This is a genomic window from Shewanella vesiculosa (assembly GCF_009994065.1).
Classification (GTDB): domain Bacteria; phylum Pseudomonadota; class Gammaproteobacteria; order Enterobacterales; family Shewanellaceae; genus Shewanella; species Shewanella vesiculosa.
In genome coordinates this window covers 59,725-80,788 of the sequence record NZ_JAACSD010000005.1, presented here as the reverse complement: position 1 = coordinate 80,788, position 21,064 = coordinate 59,725, and the positions used below count along the sequence as shown (strand labels likewise).

The 21,064-nt window shown below is 43.9% G+C and carries 13 protein-coding genes; 11 read left to right on the top strand and 2 right to left on the bottom strand.

All coding sequences use genetic code 11. The annotated features are described in order from the left end of the window. The first annotated feature begins 171 nt into the window (after positions 1–171). Both gltB and GW828_RS05050 read left to right on the top strand, forming a co-directional pair. Positions 172–4,620 carry a glutamate synthase large subunit gene (gltB, locus tag GW828_RS05055; protein ID WP_182698321.1) on the top strand — a complete coding sequence of 1,483 codons (4,449 nt, stop codon included), beginning with the start codon at positions 172–174 and terminating at the stop codon, positions 4,618–4,620. A gap of 5 nt (positions 4,621–4,625) precedes the next feature. Then, the gene (locus tag GW828_RS05050; RefSeq protein WP_124017088.1) at positions 4,626–6,032 is read left to right on the top strand and encodes an FAD-dependent oxidoreductase; all 1,407 of its coding nucleotides are present in this window, start codon (positions 4,626–4,628) and stop codon (positions 6,030–6,032) included. Positions 6,033–6,169: 137 nt separating this feature from the next. Here GW828_RS05050 and GW828_RS05045 read toward each other — a convergent pair whose 3' ends face one another. Then, positions 6,170–6,838, bottom strand: a complete 669-nt coding sequence (locus GW828_RS05045) for a flagellar brake protein (protein WP_182741372.1) — start codon at positions 6,836–6,838, stop codon at positions 6,170–6,172. A gap of 605 nt (positions 6,839–7,443) precedes the next feature. On the opposite strand from GW828_RS05045, the gene GW828_RS05040 reads away from it, so the two are divergent. Further along, positions 7,444–9,294 (top strand): cytochrome c/FTR1 family iron permease, encoded by a 1,851-nt coding sequence (locus tag GW828_RS05040; protein ID WP_124017086.1) that lies wholly within the window; start codon positions 7,444–7,446, stop codon positions 9,292–9,294. A gap of 141 nt (positions 9,295–9,435) precedes the next feature. On the opposite strand, the gene GW828_RS05035 is transcribed toward GW828_RS05040, so the two are convergent. Continuing rightward, positions 9,436–9,849: a hypothetical protein gene (locus GW828_RS05035; RefSeq protein ID WP_273057686.1), complete on the bottom strand. Its 414-nt coding sequence runs from the start codon at positions 9,847–9,849 to the stop codon at positions 9,436–9,438. Between the two features lie 244 nt (positions 9,850–10,093). Here GW828_RS05035 and GW828_RS05030 point away from each other — a divergent pair, with 244 nt between their 5' ends. From GW828_RS05030 to GW828_RS04995, 8 genes are all read left to right on the top strand, one after another. Next, positions 10,094–12,454, top strand: a complete 2,361-nt coding sequence (locus GW828_RS05030; RefSeq protein ID WP_273057775.1) for a TonB-dependent receptor — start codon at positions 10,094–10,096, stop codon at positions 12,452–12,454. 11 nt (positions 12,455–12,465) lie between these two features. Then, a complete protein-coding gene (locus GW828_RS05025; RefSeq protein WP_273057685.1) occupies positions 12,466–14,619 on the top strand; it encodes an FAD-dependent oxidoreductase in 2,154 nt (717 codons plus the stop codon). A gap of 145 nt (positions 14,620–14,764) precedes the next feature. Next, complete coding sequence (locus tag GW828_RS05020) at positions 14,765–15,688, top strand: DUF547 domain-containing protein (protein ID WP_273057684.1); 924 nt, start codon at positions 14,765–14,767, stop codon at positions 15,686–15,688. Positions 15,689–15,692: 4 nt separating this feature from the next. Then, entirely contained in the window at positions 15,693–16,967 is a 1,275-nt protein-coding gene (locus tag GW828_RS05015) for an ABC transporter substrate-binding protein (RefSeq protein ID WP_420542419.1), read from the top strand. Continuing rightward, positions 16,964–18,688, top strand: coding sequence for an ABC transporter permease (locus GW828_RS05010; protein ID WP_273057682.1), 1,725 nt, complete (start codon positions 16,964–16,966; stop codon positions 18,686–18,688). Before GW828_RS05015 ends, GW828_RS05010 begins: the two co-directional genes overlap by 4 nt. 2 nt (positions 18,689–18,690) lie before the next feature. Beyond that, on the top strand, positions 18,691–19,359 hold the full coding sequence (locus GW828_RS05005) for an ATP-binding cassette domain-containing protein (protein WP_273057681.1): 669 nt from the start codon (positions 18,691–18,693) through the stop codon (positions 19,357–19,359). Between the two features lie 127 nt (positions 19,360–19,486). Then, a complete protein-coding gene (locus GW828_RS05000; protein ID WP_273057680.1) occupies positions 19,487–20,152 on the top strand; it encodes a CDP-alcohol phosphatidyltransferase family protein in 666 nt (221 codons plus the stop codon). Next, positions 20,149–20,964, top strand: a complete 816-nt coding sequence (locus GW828_RS04995; RefSeq protein ID WP_124017079.1) for a sterol desaturase family protein — start codon at positions 20,149–20,151, stop codon at positions 20,962–20,964. Before GW828_RS05000 ends, GW828_RS04995 begins: the two co-directional genes overlap by 4 nt. The last annotated feature ends 100 nt before the right edge of the window (positions 20,965–21,064 follow it).

The following is a 21,064-nucleotide window of genomic DNA, read 5'->3' as shown; positions in this document are numbered from 1 at the left end:
AACTTGACAGCTTATTACCTTTTTCTAGTAATTATATTTCAGTTTGTTGCATTTTTTTGGTTTGACCTTTATGCATTCTCGGTTTAATTTGGATGGTTCGGGTGCATATCTATGGATATTCTTCAAATTTACCCCGAGTCGTATCTAGTAGAGGTTTAGGGGGTTTTTTGTATGAGCTTGTATCATCCCAGTTTTGAGCGTGACAATTGCGGATTTGGTTTGATTGCACAAATGGACGGAGACGCGAGTCACCGTATTGTGCGTACCGCGATTCATGGTCTCGATCGAATGAAGCATCGTGGTGGTATTGCAGCTGACGGACGCACAGGTGATGGCTGTGGTTTATTAATGCAAATGCCTACAGATTTTTTTGAAGCTATTGCGGCTGAAAATGATTGGCATTTAAGCCGCAAATTTGCGGTGGGTATGCTATTTCTTAGCCAAGATGAGCAACGCGCTGATGAAGCGAAGTTCATTTTAGAAAAAGAATTACAAAGAGAAACGTTAAGTGTCGCTGGCTGGCGTAAAGTTCCGATCAATCCAGATGTTCTGGGGGAGATCGGCCGGAAAAGCTTGCCACAAATCTATCAAGTATTGATTAACGCGCCAGTGGGATGGCGTGAGAAAGATCTTGAACGTCGCTTATATATGGCTCGTCGCCGTCTTGAGCAACAAATAACAGACGATAAAGATTTTTATGTTGCTAGTCTTTCTGGGCAAGTCATAGTCTATAAAGGATTAATGATGCCAGCAGACCTGCCATCATTTTATACAGACTTAGCAGATATTCGTTTAAAAAGTGCGATTTGCTTATTTCACCAGCGCTTCTCAACGAATACATCGCCAAAATGGCCATTAGCACAACCGTTTCGTTATCTCGCTCATAATGGTGAGATCAATACCATAACCGGCAACCGTCAATGGGCAAGAGCGCGTGCTTATAAATTCAACTCGCCTTTATTACCCGATTTACAACAAGCGGCCCCTTTTGTTAACGAAACCGGTTCAGACTCGTCTTCTTTAGATAACATGCTCGAAATGCTGTTATCCGGTGGCATGGATTTATACCGTGCAATGCGTTTGCTTATTCCACCAGCATGGCAATCTAATCCTGAAATGGATGACGAGTTAAAAGCTTTTTATGATTTTAACTCAATGCACATGGAGCCGTGGGACGGCCCTGCAGGCATTGTAATGACCAATGGTCGCCATGCTGCCTGTGCAGTTGATCGTAACGGCCTACGCCCTTCTCGCTACGTTATAACCAAGGATCGTATCCTCACCTTAGCGTCTGAAGTGGGTATTTGGGATTATTCCGCCGATGAAGTGATTGAAAAAGGCCGTGTTGGGCCAGGCGAGTTATTAGTCTTAGACACCTTAAATGGTCGCTTGTATCACTCATTTGAAATTGATAATGACCTAAAGCGTCGTCATCCTTACAAAGAGTGGATGGCTAAAAACAGTCAGACATTGATCCCTGCAGAGCAAATTGCGCCGACAAAACAAGGTTCAAGTGGCTTCGATGCCAAAACACTGCTGCAATATCAAAAACAGTTTGGTTTTACTCGTGAAGAATTAGAGCAAGTTATTTGGGTACTAGCCAGCAAAGGCGAAGAAGCCATTGGCTCAATGGGCGATGATACACCTATGGCTGTATTGTCGAAAAAGTCACGCTCCTTGTATGACTATTTCCGTCAAAAATTTGCTCAGGTGACTAACCCACCGATTGACCCTTTGCGTGAAAAACACGTAATGTCGCTCGCGACCTGTGTAGGACGTGAACAAAATCTTTTTAGCGAAACCACAGGTAATGCTTACCGAGTGATGTTTAATTCGCCAATTTTATTATTCAGCGATTTTAACCAATTACTTGGACTCGATAGCACTAACTATCGCGCCAATACAGTTGACTTGAACTACGATGCTCAAGAAACCTTAGAGCAGGCTATTCGTCGTATAACAGACGAAGCAGAACGCTTAGCGCGCAGTGGCACAACATTATTAGTCTTGTCTGATCGCGCTGTTGCAAAAAATGCTCAAGTGATCCCAGCCGCAATGGCTGTCGGAGCTGTGCAGCGACGTTTAGTCGATAAAAGTTTACGTTGCGACACTAACATTATTGTTGAAACCGCATCGGCTCGTGACCCACATCATTTTGCGGTACTAATCGGCTTTGGCGCGACAGCTATTTACCCTTACCTAGCATACGAATCTATTTCTGCGATGGCTAAATTGCATCAGATAGATGATGTGACCCCATTAATGCTTAACTTCCGTTATGGCATTGAAAAAGGTTTGCGTAAAATCATGTCAAAAATGGGCATTAGTACCGTCGGATCATACCGTTGTAGCCAACAGTTTGAAGCCGTCGGTTTAGCCAGTGATGTGATTGAATTGTGCTTTAAAGGCGTAATAAGCCGTATTGAAGGGGTTAGCTTTAACCATATCGCCGATGACCAAAAAATACTCCATACTGCGGCCTATCGCGCCCATGTACCGCTACCACAAGGTGGCTTGCTTAAGTATGTTGAAGGCGGCGAATATCACTGCTTTAACCCAGATGTTGTCAATACCTTGCAAGCGTCGCTAAAAGACAAAAACTACGCTGAGTATAAAAAGTTTACTCGCTTGGTTGATGATCGCCCAGTGGCAACACTGCGCGATTTAATTGGCATTAAAGGCCAGCTTGACGCAGTTGAGCAAGAGACTGTTGAAGGCGCTGAAACACTTTACTCACGCTTTGACAGTGCTGCCATGAGTATTGGCGCATTAAGCCCTGAAGCCCATGAAGCATTAGCGGTTGCGATGAATCGTCTTGGCGGTCGCTCAAACTCAGGTGAAGGCGGAGAAGACGCGCGTCGTTTCAATAGCGAACGTAACTCAGCCATTAAGCAAATTGCATCTGGTCGATTTGGAGTGACAGCTCACTATCTGGTTAACGCAGATGTGCTGCAAATTAAAGTGGCACAAGGGGCAAAACCCGGTGAAGGTGGCCAGTTACCTGGTCATAAAGTGAGTGTGGAAATTGCCGGATTACGTCATGCACGTCCTGGTGTGACCCTCATTTCACCGCCACCACATCATGATATATATTCTATTGAAGATTTGGCTCAGCTGATTTTTGATTTAAAACAAATCAATCCAAAAGCCTTGGTGTCGGTCAAGCTGGTTTCAGAACCAGGCGTGGGCACTATTGCAACGGGTGTCGCCAAAGCCTATGCCGATATGATCACCATATCGGGTTACGATGGCGGTACTGGTGCAAGCCCAATCACCTCAGTGAAATATGCTGGTTCTCCTTGGGAACTCGGTTTAGCGGAAGTGCATCAGTCACTGGTAGAAAATGGCTTACGTCATAAAATTCGCTTACAAGTGGATGGCGGTTTAAAAACCGGTACTGATGTGATTAAAGCTGCATTACTCGGGGCTGAAAGCTTTGGATTTGGCACTGTGCCTATGATTGCGCTTGGGTGTAAATACTTACGTATTTGTCATCTTAATAACTGTGCCACAGGTGTTGCGACTCAAGATAAAAACTTACGTGATAATCACTATCACGGCTTACCAGAACGTGTCATGACCTACTTTGAGTTTGTTGCTCAAGAAGTGCGTGAATGGATGGCAGCATTAGGTGTCACCAAGTTCGAAGATTTAGTTGGACGCAGCGACTGGTTGTATGCGATTGAAGGTCAAACAGACAAGCAACGTGGCTTAGATTTAGCGCCGATTTTATACAAGCCTAAAGTGCAGCCAAATACGTCACTGACATGGAAAGAAATCAATCCGCCATCCGATGTGGGTCAGTTAAACCAAACCTTGTTAGCTGATTGTCGTACGGCAGTTGATCTCGGTGAACCGTTTACTTATCAATATCAAATTAATAATACCGATCGCTCTGTTGGCGCAACACTGTCAGGCTATATTGCCACTAAAGTCGGGGTCGCGGGCGCAAAACAACCGTTAACCCTTGGTTTTAGCGGTAGCGCAGGACAAAGTTTTGGGGTTTGGAATAGCCCAGGCCTTGAACTTAGGCTTTGCGGCGACGCCAATGATTATGTTGGTAAAGGGATGTCAGGCGGTAAAATCGTTATTCATCCGCCTATTGGTAGCCCGTTCCAGAGTGAACGCAGTGCCATTATGGGTAACACCTGTTTGTATGGCGCAACGGGCGGTAAATTATTTGCCGCAGGCCAAGCGGGTGAGCGTTTTGCTGTGCGTAACTCTGGCGCCATCGCTGTCGTTGAAGGCAGTGGCGATAATTGTTGCGAATACATGACCAGTGGTATCGTGGTTATCCTAGGTAAAACTGGAGTTAACTTCGGTGCAGGTATGACAGGCGGATTTGCTTATGTGTTTGACCAATTTGGGCGTTTTAATCGTCGGGTAAACACCGAAATGGTCGACACCCATAAAGTAGAATCAAAAATCCACCAGCAGCACTTAAAAGGTCTTATTGAAACTCATTATGAAGAAACAGGCAGTGAGCATGCCAAAATGATATTGAGTGATTTTGAAAACTGGTTGGATTGTTTCGTATTAGTTAAACCAACGAATATTGCCGTTGCTGACCTGCTAAAAATTGAGCAGAAGAGTCCGGAATTAGTGGTAAAAGCAGGGTAATTATTATGAGCAATGACTTTCAATTTATCGAAGTGGGTCGAGTAGACCCGGTTAAACATGAAGCCAAGAAACGTGCCACACAATTTATTGAAATTTATCAGCCGTTTACACAACCAGAAGTCAAGCAGCAAGCCGATCGTTGTCTGGACTGTGGTAACCCGTATTGCGAATGGAAATGCCCACTGCATAACTACATTCCAAACTGGTTAAAACTGGCAGAAGAAGGCCGGATTATGGAGGCGGCAGACTTGGTGCATGAAACCAATACGCTGCCAGAAATTTGTGGCCGAGTGTGCCCACAAGACCGCTTATGTGAAGGTGCCTGTACCTTAAACGATGACTTTGGTGCCGTGACTATTGGTAGTGTTGAAAAATACATTACCGATACTGCAATATCACAAGGTTGGCGCCCAAACATGACTCAAGTGACTCCTCGTAAAGAGCGTGTTGCCATCATTGGAGCGGGTCCTGCAGGTCTTGGTTGTGCTGATATTCTGGCACGCAATGGTGTGCAAACAGTAGTGTATGACAAGTATCCACAAATTGGTGGTTTGCTCACTTACGGCATACCGTCATTTAAGCTTGATAAAGAGGTCATGGCGACACGTCGCTCAGTGCTTGAAGGTATGGGCATCAAATTCAAAATGGGTGTCACTGTCGGAAAAGATGTGAGCTTCCAAAGCCTGTTAGACGAATACGATTCTGTATTCTTGGGTATGGGTACTTACACCGCCATGAAAGCAAAACTGCCTAATGAAGATGCCCAAGGCGTGATCCAAGCCCTGCCGTATCTTATTGGTAATACTCATCACATTATGGGTACTCAAGACGAAGCGACACCGTATCTAAGCCTCGAAGGTAAAGATGTCGTGGTGCTAGGCGGCGGTGATACTGCAATGGACTGTTTACGAACAGCTGTTCGTCAAGGTGCTAAAAGCGTGACATGTGCTTATCGCCGTGACGAAGCCAACATGCCGGGTTCACGTCGTGAAGTACAAAATGCTCGCGAGGAAGGCGTTAATTTCTTATTTAATCGTCAACCTGTGGCCATTAAAGCTGAAAACGGTCAAGTGGTCGGGATTGAGTGCGTTGAAACCCGAATGGGCGAAGCTGATGCCAGCGGACGTCAACGCGCTGAAATCATTCCAGGTAGTGAGCAAGTGTTAGCAACTGATGCGCTGATTATTGCCTTTGGTTTCCAAGCTAGCCCTGCCGCATGGTTTAGTGATTTTGGTATCGAAACCAATGAATGGGGCCTAGTGAAAGCCAATAAAACAGATGACAACCCGTTTCAAACCACCAATCCAAAAGTGTTTGCTGGCGGAGATATGGTGCGAGGCTCTGACTTAGTCGTGACAGCGATTGCAGAAGGTCGAGATGCGGCATTAGGGATTTTAAACTATTTAGATTAATAGCTTGCTAGCCTAACAGGATAGACATTCTAGGTTAGCTTGATAATAACAAGCTGTTATAACGTGTTTGCTTGTGAATTTTTGCGCATCTTATGATGCGCTTTTTTTAGTTTATTTTTACTATGACTCACTGTTAATTATGAGTGTCGAGTCGAATTAACTAAAAAATAGCTGAAGATATTGTCTTTTAATAACGAATTATCATCTGAAAATTTGATCCCCACGTGTAATAGCCCTTGAACATTTTTAACTTTTACCGCACTGCCAGATAAAATGCCAGAAAGTTCAGTATTGATCGAAATAGACACGTGTATTTGCTCGCCTTCGGCAAAACTTACCGCGTTGGCATCTAAGGTCAGCAAACACCCCGAAAATGAAAAATCAACCATTTTGGTGCTCACTTTAGCGTCATTGTGAATAACAAATACATCTTGTTCAATATTAACTCTGAGCTGATCGCGTAACTTTTTCTTAATGATGATTTTCGGAACACTGAGACATAACATCTTAATAGGTTGATTAACGATAGATAAAATAGATGACTTAAACGCAATGATGTCTTTAAAGCCGCTATTGGTCATGGCTCTTACAACAATTTCAGCATTCACTAGCATATGCTGATAAGCCTCAGAAAGACCTTTGTTTGGATACTCAATTAAGATAAAACGCCCAAGTTGATAACCAATCATACTCGAACGTGATTGGACGGTTTTGCCATTGGCAAAATGAATTTCAATAAATAAATCCATGCCTATGTCGATCAAACTAAGATCACCATAAATTGGAGCGCTTGCTGGGGTAGTCATTGACTACCTGCTCTTATATAACTCGTCATTATCGGCCTGTGTGTTATCAAAACATCTCGTCAGAATAGCTATAATAAACAGAATAATCTTATTTTGCTCATTATAGCTAACCCGAGCCAGATTCAAATCGGATAAATGGCCAGATAACGCAGACGGCAAGATAAAGGACGATTGCCACACCGTTTATTATCTTAAATGAATGTGACTTATACCAAACAGTAATAATGAATACTGCACAGCAACTAATCATAACTCAATGTTTTAGTGACTATAATAATAAATAATTTATTGCAGAATCATTTCCTCCCCCTGAAATCAGATCATACTTGCGCAAATAAACTGGATTAATACTCACCAGCCTCACCAACAAGCTTTCACAGTGATTGATAAGCTACTAACAAATAAGTAGAATACAAATCATTATCATTTACTTGGTTTATTTTAGAGAATAATTCTTTTATTCCTATTGGGGCAATACCTTGAATACTTTCTTAAACAGCTTGACGTTAAGACGGCAATGGCTCAACTCATCCTTCTTCAATCGATGCCTATTGCTTGCTATTAGTGCGATTTTTTCAACGACGCTATGGGCGCAGAGCCCGGCAATGACATCTGACGATATTGTCAAACAAACACGACAAATTCTCCAGTTAGCTGAATATATTGGGGTGGACTACTCAGAAGCGGTTACAGCAGGTAATATTACTAATCCTGATGAATTTGCTGAAATGCAGCAATTTGCCAGCATTATTATTGAAAAAACCAACCTGCTCGCGAATGATATGCAAAATTCAGTAATGACAGATGCATTGCAATTACAACAAGCCATTGAAGACAAAGCGCCACTGGCTGTTATTCAAGGATTTAGCCAACAAATCCGCCAACAGTTATTAAGCCAGTCTCCGGCCTTAATACTGCCATCACAGCTATTAACCAAAGATCATGTTCAGCAATTGTTTATCGAAAATTGCTCAAGCTGTCACGGTGATTTAGGCCAAGGCAATGGGCCATTAGCCAAATCATTAGCACCTGAACCAACCAATTTCACCGATCAAGAACGTGCGTTAAATCGTTCGTTACTGGGACTGTATGACGCAATTTCTGATGGTTTAGATGGCAGCGCGATGCGGGCTTTTAGTGAGTTAAATGATCAACAACGTTGGTCACTGGCTTTCTATGTTGGCAGCTTAGCATTTGAGCCAACGGCCACGGCAACTGAACATAGCAAACATGATACTAATGTTGAATTACAACAATGGGTCAATAACAATCCAATACAATTACTTCAGCAAGATGTCGGCATTGATCGTAGCCAACTTGAGTTATTACGCTCACAACCTGAATTACTGTTTCAACACGCCGAGTCGCCGATTTCAACTGCACGCACAAACTTGCAAGCTGCAGTAGAGGCTTATCACGCCAATGAGTTAGCGCAAGCACAAACCTTGGCGGTAAGTGCATACTTAGATGGATTTGAGTTAATTGAAAATACCTTAGATGCTCATGACAGTAGTTTACGAAAATCGATCGAGAGCCAACTGCTTAACTTTAGAAACTTACTGAAAGTACCAGGCCAAACCACACAGATTAATCAAGAGTTTGCCAGTATAATGACTCAGCTTAATCAAGCTGACACTGTATTAACAGGCCAATCGTTATCAAATAATGCCATGTTTTCGGCGGCATTAATTATTCTGTTGCGCGAAGGTTTAGAAGCACTGTTGGTGATCATTGCCTTAATGACAGTGTTAATTAAAACCGAGCGCCATGATGCGATTAAATTTGTTCATTTTGGTTGGATATCGGCACTCGCTGCGGGAGTATTAACCTGGTGGGCAGCAGATAATCTGATTAGCATTAGCGGCGCATCGAGGGAGTTAATGGAAGGCGGCGCCGCATTAATGGCTGCTCTGGTGTTGTTCTATGTCGGTTATTGGATGCACAGTAAAACCCAAGGTTCCAAATGGCAAAGTTACATTAAAAATAATGTTGATCGTCATTTAAACACTGGTACCTTATGGGGTCTCACAGGGCTTGCGTTTATTTCGGTCTATCGTGAAGTCTTTGAAACCATTTTGTTCTATCAGTCATTACTGACTCAAGCCATAGGCTCTGATAGCAGTAATGAACAAGTCAGTTACCTAGTTTACGGCTTGCTAGCCGGTATGGCTATTTTAGCTGTGATTGCTTGGTTAATGATGCGCTACTCAGTTAAATTGCCATTAGCCCGCTTCTTTGCGGTGAGTTCATACTTCATGTTGGTTCTAGCGTTTATCTTGGCAGGCAAAGGTATTTCAGCATTACAAGAAGCTGCGGTAATTAGCCTTACGCCCTTCCCTTTAGATGTGTCGATTAGCTGGTTAGGTATAGCGTCGACATGGCAAGGCTTAAGTACGCAAATGGTAATTGTGGTGTTATTTAGCTTTTTGGTTATTCGTAATCGTTACGCCAAATAATATCCAAAATTGACAGCATGACCTTGAGTGCTTACCCCTTAAGTTTGGTGTTTTGTATTCGAGTTTAACATTGAGCAGCCAATAAAAAGGCCGGCTAAATATATTTAGCCGGCCTTTTTGTGCCTAAAAGCGGTTAGTCATTTATTGCACAGTAAACTTAGTATCTTCATCTCTTAACATGTACAGCGCAAAACACGCGGCCCACATTGGCCATGCAGCAAAAAACAATAAGTTATTAAACGCATCAAAATATTGATTAAATGCCGACAAGGTTGAAGCGCCATGCATGAGAAAGATAATCCCGTAAGTAATATGCTTTTTAAACCCCAATACAAACGCAAATACTAAGGTTAATTGCAGTGCGCCCATAATATAGGCGGCAACTTCATTCATGCCGCTAATGCCATAAAACTTTTCAAATATCTTCATGCTATGGCCAGGATTAACAAACTTATCCAATGTCCACACTAGCATCACCAAAAATACGCCTAAACGTAAAGCCAGTAATGACCATTGCAATTTGCGTTGAACATCGCCGCTAAGTGTTGTTTGCATCATCATTCCTTAAAAAATAATAATAAAGTGGTATCTATCTAAAACTAATGAGCTTTTAATAGGCTAAACTGACTTTTTAATCAAAAATCGCATTTGCCACTAATTGACCGAGTAACGCGCAACTATGTTGCACTGTCATCTATGCCATTTAGACCTAAGCCTATAAAAATAGGCATAACATGGTTGAAACAAAAAAGTTAATTAGAAGGTCTCTTTAACCATGTTCATCACAGCAGAAAATATTATGCCTACTCATCGCCATCAAAATCGTTCACTTATCGCGCTAGCGGTTAGCCTAGCCTTGTATTCATCTTTGACAACTGCAGCTGAAGACACTTCCACTATCGAAGTGATTCAAGTATCAGGTAAAGCGATTAACGATAAAGGCATGTCACCTAAAAGCACTAAGATCAACGGCCCCTTTGGGGATGGCATAGCATTAAAAGATATTGCCCGCTCGGTCACGCCTATCACCAGTGAAATGATTGAACAGCTTAATATCACTGATTTATCAGACATTCAAAAAGTCAGCCCTAACAGTTATTCAGCCAGCGGCTTCGGTGCATCGAGTTTGCCAACCATTCGCGGTCAATTAGGTGAACTGTACCAAGATGGTGTTCGTCGCCAGGCCGGTAATAACGGCTTTGGGATTCCCATGTCGTTTAATGCAGTAGAGCAAATTGATGTCGTCAAAGGTGCACCACCAGTGCTACTCGGTACCAGTCAACGTAACGGTGGTTTTGTTAATTTACATTCGAAAACTGCGCCAACTGACAGTAAATTTGGCAAGATCACGGCATCGGGTGGCAGTTGGGACCATTATCGCGCTCAATTAGATGTCGCCACAGACCTAGTCGCCAACCAAAGTGGCATACGTTTAAGCGCTGAACACATAGATAACGGCAGCTATTACGATTACTCAGGCTTTAAAAGTGACAGTATTTTTGTGGCATTTCGATTACTGCCCGACGATGTCAGTACTTGGGATATTAACGTCGAATACTATGATGTTGAATTTACCGACAACGCGGGGATTAATCGCCCTACTCAAGCATTAATCGACAACGGTTTATATATTACTGGTCAAGGTGTTCAACCTAATGGCAGTACTATTGCTGGAGCCAATGCCATCGTATCGCCAACCGGCTTAGTTGAGATAGATCGCAGCCAAGTATTAACCGATCCCGATAACACTAACGACGCACAAACCTTTTTGCTGCACAGCACATATGTGCGCCAACTTAGTGATAACGCCACTCTTAAAAACATCACTTATTATCAGCATTTAGAACGTGAAGAAATCGCTCAAAACAGTTTTGTTGAAATCATTGATGGTGCTGACACAGCCCAAAACCGCCTTGAATTAGCCTATCAATGGAATGACAGCCAAAGTACCATTGCCGCGGTGGATCTTCGCTACAACAAAGTGTTAGGTTACAGCCAATTTACCACCGAAGCTGACTTACCTATCGACTTGACGGGTCCAATTGAAAACCGCCGTATTCCACTGACTGCTGAGCAGCAAGCAAGGCTAGTTGAGCTGCGCCCAGGTGTGTTTGTGTCACCCGGAGCCCAATACGATACCAACGGTGATGGCAGTGGCAACTTTTCATTGTCTGACACCACAGACTCCAGCAGTTGGCAAACCGGCTTGGCGATCCAACACAACAGTCAATGGACAGATAAGTTTTCGACCAGCATAGGTTATCGAGCTGATTTTTATGATGTCCAGGCACGCGATCCTATTGCGCCACAAGGTCAAATTGCGGCCAGCGATTCTATTCATGAAATGCTAGAGTCTGGACAAATTAGTCTCAGCTATAAACTCACCGATGCTATCACCACCTATGCCAGCGCTAGTTATAATGAATCAACCTCAAACAGTATGGGCGGTGGCAATACCTTAGGTGCAAACAACCAAATTAGTCGTCAAAACTTTGCCACTGAAAATACCCTTAATGAAGTCGGTATAAAATACTCACCAACAGACAGCGCTTGGTATGTCGATGCCGCTGTGTTTGATCAAAAACGCAGCCTGCGTAACCGAGATGGCAGCAATACCGGCATTCGCACCAAGGGATTTGAGGCTCAAGCCTTTTTTGATGCCGATCCATATTGGTTTAGCGCAGGTTACAGCTATTTAGACGCTCGCTATGATGACTCAGCAAGTAGCCAAGACACAGTGCAAGTGGCCGACAGCTTTGACAATTCGCGCCCGGATATCATCCAAGGCACTGGAATTGGAGCGCCAAACTTTGCCTCATTTGCACCGTCAAATCGTCGAGTTCAAGGCTTGCCTGAGCAGACATTGACAATTAATGGTGGTATTGCCATTACAGAAAAATGGCAAGCAGGTTTCTCCGGTCTATATACCAAGAGTTACCCATTAGATTTTTTAGCGACTGTGTACATCCGCGATCAATACACGCTTAATATCAACACTCGCTATGACTTTACACCGCAAACAAGCTTAAGGCTGGACGTGAATAATGTGACCAATCAAAACAACTGGCGCCCTGTATTTGAAGGCGGTTATTTTGGCTCAACCTTGGTTTTCCCTGAGCTACCTGTTAACGCCACGCTGACCTTGCAACATTCATTTTAAGGCGACTGTTTATGATTAAAAAAATTATCCTATTACTCATTGCTACATTATTAGTAGTACTGTTTTTCTACTTCGACTTGCATCATTTACTGACCTTAGAAGGCTTAAAAGCCTCGATGAATGATTTCCACCAATGGCGCGAGCAATCGCCATTATTAGTTATTGGCGGATTCTTTATACTGTATGTAACTGTGACGGCATTGTCTCTTCCCGGCGCAGCCATTCTCACCATTGCCTCTGGAGCACTATTTGGTATTGTTGAAGGGTTGATTATTGCTTCGTTTGCTTCAAGTATTGGCGCATTATTGGCCTTTTTAGTCTCACGCTACTTATTGCGCGACTCAATCAAAAAGCGCTTCCCTGAACGTTTAGCGGCGATTGATAAAGGCATTGAAACAGAGGGGGGCTTTTATTTATTCACCTTACGCTTAGTGCCCATATTCCCATTTTTCATGATTAATTTATTGATGGGCGTCACTTCATTTAAATCGTGGACTTTTTACTGGGTAAGCCAGGTTGGTATGTTTTTGGGCACCTTTGTGTACGTTAATGCCGGTACTCAGCTGGCGCAGATTGACAGCTTAACGAACATTTTATCGTTTAATCTGATTATATCATTTGCACTATTAGGCTTATTCCCTCTTATTGCTAAAGCGATAGTCAATACCATTAAAAAACGCCGCGTATACAGTCAATGGACTAAACCCGCTAAGTTTGATCGCAACTTAATTGTAATTGGTGCAGGTGCCGGAGGCCTAGTTACTAGCTATATTGCTGCCGCAGTAAAAGCCAAAGTAACCTTAATTGAAGCCGGAGAAATGGGCGGCGACTGCTTAAACTATGGCTGTGTGCCCAGTAAAGCGATTATTAAAAGCGCTAAAATTGCTCAGCAAATAAGAAACGCCCATCATTACGGCCTAGAAGACACTACACCTGAGTTTTCTTTTAAAAAAGTCATGGCGCGCGTGCATCAAGTGGTGGCCGATATTGCTCCCCACGACAGCATTGAGCGTTACACCAATTTAGGTGTCGACGTCGTCAAAGGCTACGGAAAATTAGTCGACCCATGGACAGTAGAAATTAGCCACCCAGACGGTAACACTAGCCGCTTAACCGCGCGCAGTATTGTCATCGCAACAGGTGCTCGCCCGTTTGTGCCACCGTTACCAGGCATAGAAGAAGTCGGCTATGTCACCAGTGATACCTTGTGGGATGAATTTGCCAAACTCGACACTGCGCCGCAAAAATTGGTGGTATTAGGTGGCGGCCCTATAGGATCTGAATTGGCGCAAAGCTTTGCCCGCTTAGGATCGCAAGTCACTCAAGTTGAAATGGCTGAACGCATCATGATCAAAGAAGATCGTGAAGTGTCAGAGTTTGCCACCCAAGCCTTACAAAAAAGTGGCGTGAATATTTTAACCTCTCATCAAGCACTGCGCTGTGAACTACGCGATGGTAAAAAATACCTTATCGTTGAGCATCAACAGCAAGAATTAGCGTTAGAGTACGACCAGCTATTATGTGCTGTTGGTCGTAGTGCCCGCTTAAGCGGTTACGGTTTGGAAGAGCTAGGCATTGAGACAAAGCGCACTATCGTCACCAATGAATACTTAGAAACCTTATACCCAAATATCTATGCGGCAGGCGATATTGTTGGCCCGTATCAATTTACTCACGTGGCAGCGCATCAAGGCTGGTACGCGGCAGTCAATGGACTGTTTGGTCATTTGAAAAAATTCAAAGTCGATTATCGCGTGATCCCGTGGACCACCTTTATCGATCCAGAAGTGGCTCGAGTGGGTATAAATGAATACGAAGCCCAGCAGCAAGGCATTGATTACGAAGTAACTCGCTTTGATTTTGCTGAACTTGATCGTGCCATTACCGACAGTGCCACCCAAGGGTTTATTAAAGTGATTACCCCTAAAGGTAAAGATAAAATCTTAGGCGTGACCGTGGTATCAGAACACGCTGGCGATTTAATTGCAGAATTTGTGTTGGCAATGAAACACGGCTTGGGACTGAATAAGATTTTGGGCACAATTCACAGCTACCCAACATGGGCCGAAGGCAACAAGTACGCCGCTGGTGAATGGAAGCGAAACCATGCTCCAGCAACTGTGCTGCGCTGGTTAGAAAAATACCACACTTGGCGTCGTGGCTAACCCTACTGAGTAATCACTTGGGTTTATGAAAATGGGCCTTAGGTTATAGGCCTTAAATAATCGTTCTGATGATGATTCTTAGAACATAACTCTCGATAATGGCTGTTATAAAGCGACTCTATATAACAAGAATAGGTCTCAGATAATGAAAAGATTAACGCGATATGCTCAATCGTTTATGCTGACTGTCGGTTTATTGCTGAGTTTGCTTGCTAGTCATGCGGCTATTGCGGCAGTGGATCAGTCTGACGTTATTTCTGCTATAAAGAGTCCGGCTATTAGTCAGGCGATCAACAACCAAGCTGCTGATAACAATACACTAGATAACCAGATCATGGCGCTACACGATAACTGGAATACATTACTCAGCCGTCATGTTAAGCCGATAAACCAAGGTCACAGTAGCGCGGTAGACTACGCCGCCATGCAGCAAGACCGAACGATATTGACCCTGTATCTCAAACAACTCGGTCAAATTACTCAAACTCAATTTGATGCTTGGAATAAGCCGGCACAACTGGCCATGCTCATCAATGCTTACAACGCCTGGACAGTTGAACTTATCTTAACCAAGTACCCTGATATCGACTCAATCAAAGACTTAGGTGGATTTTTCAGCTCACCATGGGACAAGAGTTTTATCCCATTACTGGGTAAAACCCGCAGTCTCAATGATATTGAGCATAAACTGATCCGCGGCAGCGATCGTTACAATGATCCTAGAATTCATTTTGCGGTAAATTGTGCCAGCATTGGTTGCCCTGCACTGCGCGAAGAAGCTTACACTGGCGCTAAACTCGACATGCAACTCGATGCGCAAACCCAACGTTTCCTTGCCGATAGCAGCCGCAACTACGCCAAAGGCGACACAGTCTATTTGTCTGCAATTTTTAAATGGTATGGCGACGATTTTACCAAAGGCTTTGGCGGAGCTGATTCTGTTGACGCATTTTTATTACTCTATCCTAGTGGGCTAAAGCTCAGTCCGGCACTTCAAACCGCGGCACAAAAACAGCAATTGAATATCGATTTTTTAGATTATGACTGGTCATTAAATGCGGTTCGCTAAGTGGATGTTATTCAGCAAAACACCTAAACCTAAAGTGCATATCATTGCCATAACGGCGTTAATTATCAGTGTATGCGCCTGTCTTTGGACTGGTGAAGCTGATGCCAAAACTACTGGTTCAGCAACATGGTCAGATATTGAAGCTCGTGGAATAAACCAAGACGTATACTTTCATGCTTGGGGCGGCGATCCACAAATCAATCGTTATATTCAGTGGGTTGCCAAGCAAGTTAAGCAGCAGTATCAGATCAATTTACACCATGTAAAACTCACCGACACCAGCGAAGCGGTCAGTCGAGTATTAGCAGAAAAGTCAGCAGGTAATAACACTCAAGGCCAAGTCGATTTAGTGTGGATTAACGGTGAAAACTTTGCCGCCATGGCCAAGCATCAACTCCTTGCGCCAAACTGGGTCGCACAATTACCCAACTTTAGCTTAACTGACCCAGACAACAACCCAGCAATGACCCGCGACTTTGGCGTACCAACACAAGGCATGGAAGCGCCATGGGGTAAAGCTGCACTGACTTTTTATTACGACAGCCTAGCGACACAATCACCACCGCAAACCTTGCAACAATTAAGCGAATGGGTCAAACAACATCCAGGCAGGTTCACCTACCCTAAGCCACCAGACTTTTTGGCCACCAGCTTTTTAAAGTATGCCCTGATTGTACTGAATAACGCTCAACCTGAGGCAATCAAAAATCGACTTTATCAACCTGCCACGGCACAAAGCCAAGCTCTGTTATTGCCGGTGTTGTGGCAATATTTAGATGAGTTACACCCGTATTTATGGCGCAAAGGCCGCCACTTTATGTCCAGCGGCATGGAATTACGTCGTTTAATCGGCGATGGCGAACTTGCCCTAGCATTTACTTTTTCTGCCGCCGAAATTCCGGCGGCAGTGGCGCGTTTTGAATTACCCGACAGTAGCCGCAGCTATCGTATGCAAGATGGCAGCTTGAGTAATGTCCATTTTATCGCCATCCCCTATAATGCTGCTCACGCTAATAGCGCTAAACTGCTCGTCAATTTTTTACTTAGCCCACAAGCACAAGCAAAAAAACAACAACCCAGTGTATGGGGCGACATCAGCGTGTTGGCAACATCTAAGCTGACTGCCGAGCAACAAGCCTGGTTTAATCCATCCGCTCAGTCACATCCCAGTGCAACTATCGCTAACCAAGCAATCAGCCCAGCGTTGAGCGAGCCCGATCCAAGCTGGAGTAAAGTGATTGCAAAGCTATGGTTACAACGCTATGGAGTGATGCAATGAGCACGGTAGCTAGGTTGTTTAATCCTATTGTACGCATCAGTCCATTCATCATGATGGCATTGTTAGTTATGCCGGTAATGGGTGGCTTGATTGGCGTAATGTTGCCTGCATTTGGTTGGATCCCAGCATTAGATCAAACCTCGTTGAGCTTGAATGGTTTTAGCCAATTATGGCAAACACCGGGTATTGGTCACATGGCGTTATTGAGCATCGGCACCAGCTTTGTCAGCACCTTCTTAGCCTTTTTGATCACGATACTTATCCTAGCAAGTTACTTTACCAGTCCTTGGCTGGGTTATATTCAACGGCTTTTAGGGCCAATCCTTGTTATCCCTCATGCCGCGGCGGCCATTGCTATTGGATTTCTTATCACCCCGTCGGGCATGATATCGCGCTTAGTCTCACCTTGGTTAAGTGGTTGGAATGCACCTCCCGATTGGTTATACCCACACGATGCGATGGGGCTGAGTATTATTCTTGGCCTAACATTAAAAGAGCTGCCTTTTTTATTGCTGATGGCGCTGGGCGTGTTAGCGCAACCCGATCTTGGGCAAACATTGCGGGCACAACATAAAGTGGCATTGAGCTTAGGTTATTGCCCAATAACCGCATTTTTTAAAGTGGTGTTGCCAAGCCTCTATCCTCACCTACGCTTACCAATATTAGCAGTAATGGCCTACGCCAGTGCTAGCGTCGAAATCCCCTTAATTTTAGGCCCTAACAATCCACCGACATTGGCTGTAGCGATTATGCAGTGGTTTCATGATGTGGACTTAAGCCTACGGATTAAAGCATCAGCAGGGGCAATATTACAAATTCAACTCACCTTATTCGTATTAGCCTGCTGGTGGCTACTAGAAGGCTTAGTGTGTCAATTCGCTAAATCGATGTTAACCAATGGCCGGCGCGATTACGGCGGCGCCATCATCCAAAAGATAACCCATGTGATCACCGCCTTAATGATGACCATCATAGGTTTGGCATTAGTGGGAATGCTACTATGGTCTTTTGCTGGTTTCTGGCATTTCCCTGATACCTTGCCGCAACAAGTTGTCATGCTGCATTGGCAAACGGCATTACAACAAATGCACACGCCACTTATCGACACGGTACTGATTGCCCTTTGCGCCACAGCCCTAGCGATAAGCTTAACCTTACTCACTTTAGAAGCGGAGCAGCACAGCGGAAAATCGCTATCGCTACTGGGGAGTGTATTAATTTATCTGCCTTTGCTTATTCCAAGCATCGCGTTTTTATTTGGTCTGGTGTGGTTACTTGAGCAAGTCAACAGTCAGCATACCTTTACCAATGTGGTACTGGCCCATTTGTTGTTTGTATTACCTTATGTGTTTTTATCACTGGCTAGCAGCTATCGACGTTTAGACCCACGCTTTAGTATTGTTGCCGCCAGTCTTGGTGCGACCAAAGCGAAAATCTTTTTTAGGATTAAACTGCCCATGTTAATTGGGCCGATATTCATTGCTTGCGCGCTCGGTTTAGCCATTAGCTTTAGCCAATACTTACCCACTTTGCTTACTGGTGGCGGGCGAATTAACACCATTACCACTGAAGCAGTTGCACTCGCCAATGGTGGAAGCCGCAGGATTAGTGCTGTATATGCGTTAATGCAAATGATCCTCCCCGCTTTAGGTTTTTTATTAGCTTGGTTATTGCCAAAAATGATTACCAAAATGTTAATCAAGCGCCACCAACAAGGATAATAATGCAAACATTCGCCAGTACAGCCAAAAGCTCAAGTACAACTACAGCATCAGTTCTCACCATTGATGGGCTGATCTTGCGTCGTCAGCAACAAGACTTATTATCATTAAGTGCAACCATTCGTGGCGGTGAAATACTGACGATTATGGGACCATCTGGTAGCGGAAAATCGACGTTATTAAACTGGTTAACTGGCATGTTACCAGCGGGTTTTAGTGCTGAAGGACAATTGCATTTAAACGGCCAAAATATCACTACGACAGCCAGTCATTTACGCCATATTGGTTTGCTCTATCAAGACCCATTATTGTTTCCGCATTTATCTGTGGCAGGAAACATCGGCTTTGCCATGCCGCCGAGCCCTAAAGCACAGCGACAAACCGCAATTAGTGAGGCATTAACCCAAGTCGGTCTGGGCGGATTAGAGCAGCGTAATCCACAAAGTTTATCTGGCGGCCAGCAAGCTAGAGTAGCATTGCTGCGGGTATTGCTTAGCCAACCTAAAGCCATTTTATTAGACGAACCCTTTAGTAAGCTCGACAGTCAATTACGCCAAGAAATCAGGCAACTCGTTTTTGATCAAATACGCCAGCACCAGCTACCCGCGATTATGGTGACTCACGATCAAACTGATGCCGACGCAGCCCAAGGCCAAGTCATTTCACTTTGAGAAATGATACTGTAATCAGCAGTACTGATATGGGTAGAACAGTTATAGATATAGATAAGCCGTGACGTAACAAAATCGCGACGTTAAAGAATTGAACGATAATCAATAGATTAATTGGAATGACATCATGCTAGATAGATTTATCACCCCAGTAATAAAGCCACTGTTAGCGCCTGCGGTGCTGTTACTCGATAAAAAAAATGTCCACCCTGATCAGCTCACCTTAGTGGGTTTCGGTTTAGGCATGTTGTCTGTTCCCTTGTTGGCATTACAATTTTGGTACGGCGCCTTGTTCTTTATCGCACTTAATCGAATTATCGATGGCCTTGATGGCGCGCTTGCTCGCCACCAAAAACACACCAGTGCCGCGGGTGGTTATTTGGATATTTGCCTCGATTTTTTATTTTATGCCGCCATTCCGCTAGGGTTCGCCTTGGCCAACCCTAATGAAAACGCCTTAGCCGCAGCTGTGTTGTTAAGCGTATTCATCGGCACAGGCTCAAGCTTTTTAGCCTTTGCCATACCGGCTGAAAAGCTGAATTTGCCTCGACCACAATTTGCCAATAAGAGCTTTTATTTTTTAAATGGCTTAACCGAAGGCACCGAAACCATCGCTTTCTTTGTGGCATTTTGTTTATGGCCAACTTATTTTCCACAACTTGCCTATAGTTTTGCCTTTTTAGGGGCCATTACCATTTTTACTCGCATTCATGGCGGCTACTACACACTTAAAAATCAGCTTGTCAAAGGAGCAAAGACTCAGAAATCAGCCGTTAAGGAGCCAACAACATGATAGATGAGATGGTAGCGATACGCTTAGGTGTGTTTTTAACGATTCTGGCATTGATGATGAGTCTAGAATGCCTATTCCCGGCAAGGAAACTAACCAAAACACCACAAACAGCCTCTATAGTCACTCGTTGGTTTGGCAATTTTGGCTTATTAATAATCGCTTCTGTGGTAGCAAGATTACTATTACCACTGGGTTTAGCTGGGTTTGCCTTGTACACCACACAACAACAATGGGGCATATTGCACTGGGTTAATCTGCCCCATTGGGTCAATATTATAAGTAGTCTGTTGTTACTGGACATGCTTATTTACTGGCAACATAGGTTATTTCATCGCATACCGTTATTGTGGCGTTTACATAAAGTGCACCACGCAGATCGCCATGTCGACAGCAGTACGGCTTTGCGCTTTCACCCCTTAGAAATCATCGCTAGTCTTGGGATTAAAGCGCTAGCGATTATCATATTAGGTATACCTGCTGAGGCGGTGATACTGTTTGAGATCTTGCTTAATGGATTTGCCATTTTTAACCACGCTAATATTCGCTTACCTAAAAAAATGGAACATATTGCCCGATATGTGGTGGTAACCCAAATACTGCACCGCATACATCACAGCCAAGTGATGGCCGAAAGTAACACTAACTTTGGTTTTAGTATTGTGTGGTGGGATCGGTTATTTGGTAGTTATTCTGCTAAGGCCAGTAAAGCAGACGAGGATATCGACATAGGATTAATCGAATACCCAAACGCGAAACAAAATGCATGGTTAACAGGCTTGTTATGGATGCCGTTTACCCACAAAAAGAAGTGATGCGTAAAACTAAAGCGAGAACATTCGCATAACTAGCGCCATTAAATAACTGCCCCTATCCTTTAGGCTAAATACACATCTAGGTCGCAACATATGGCTA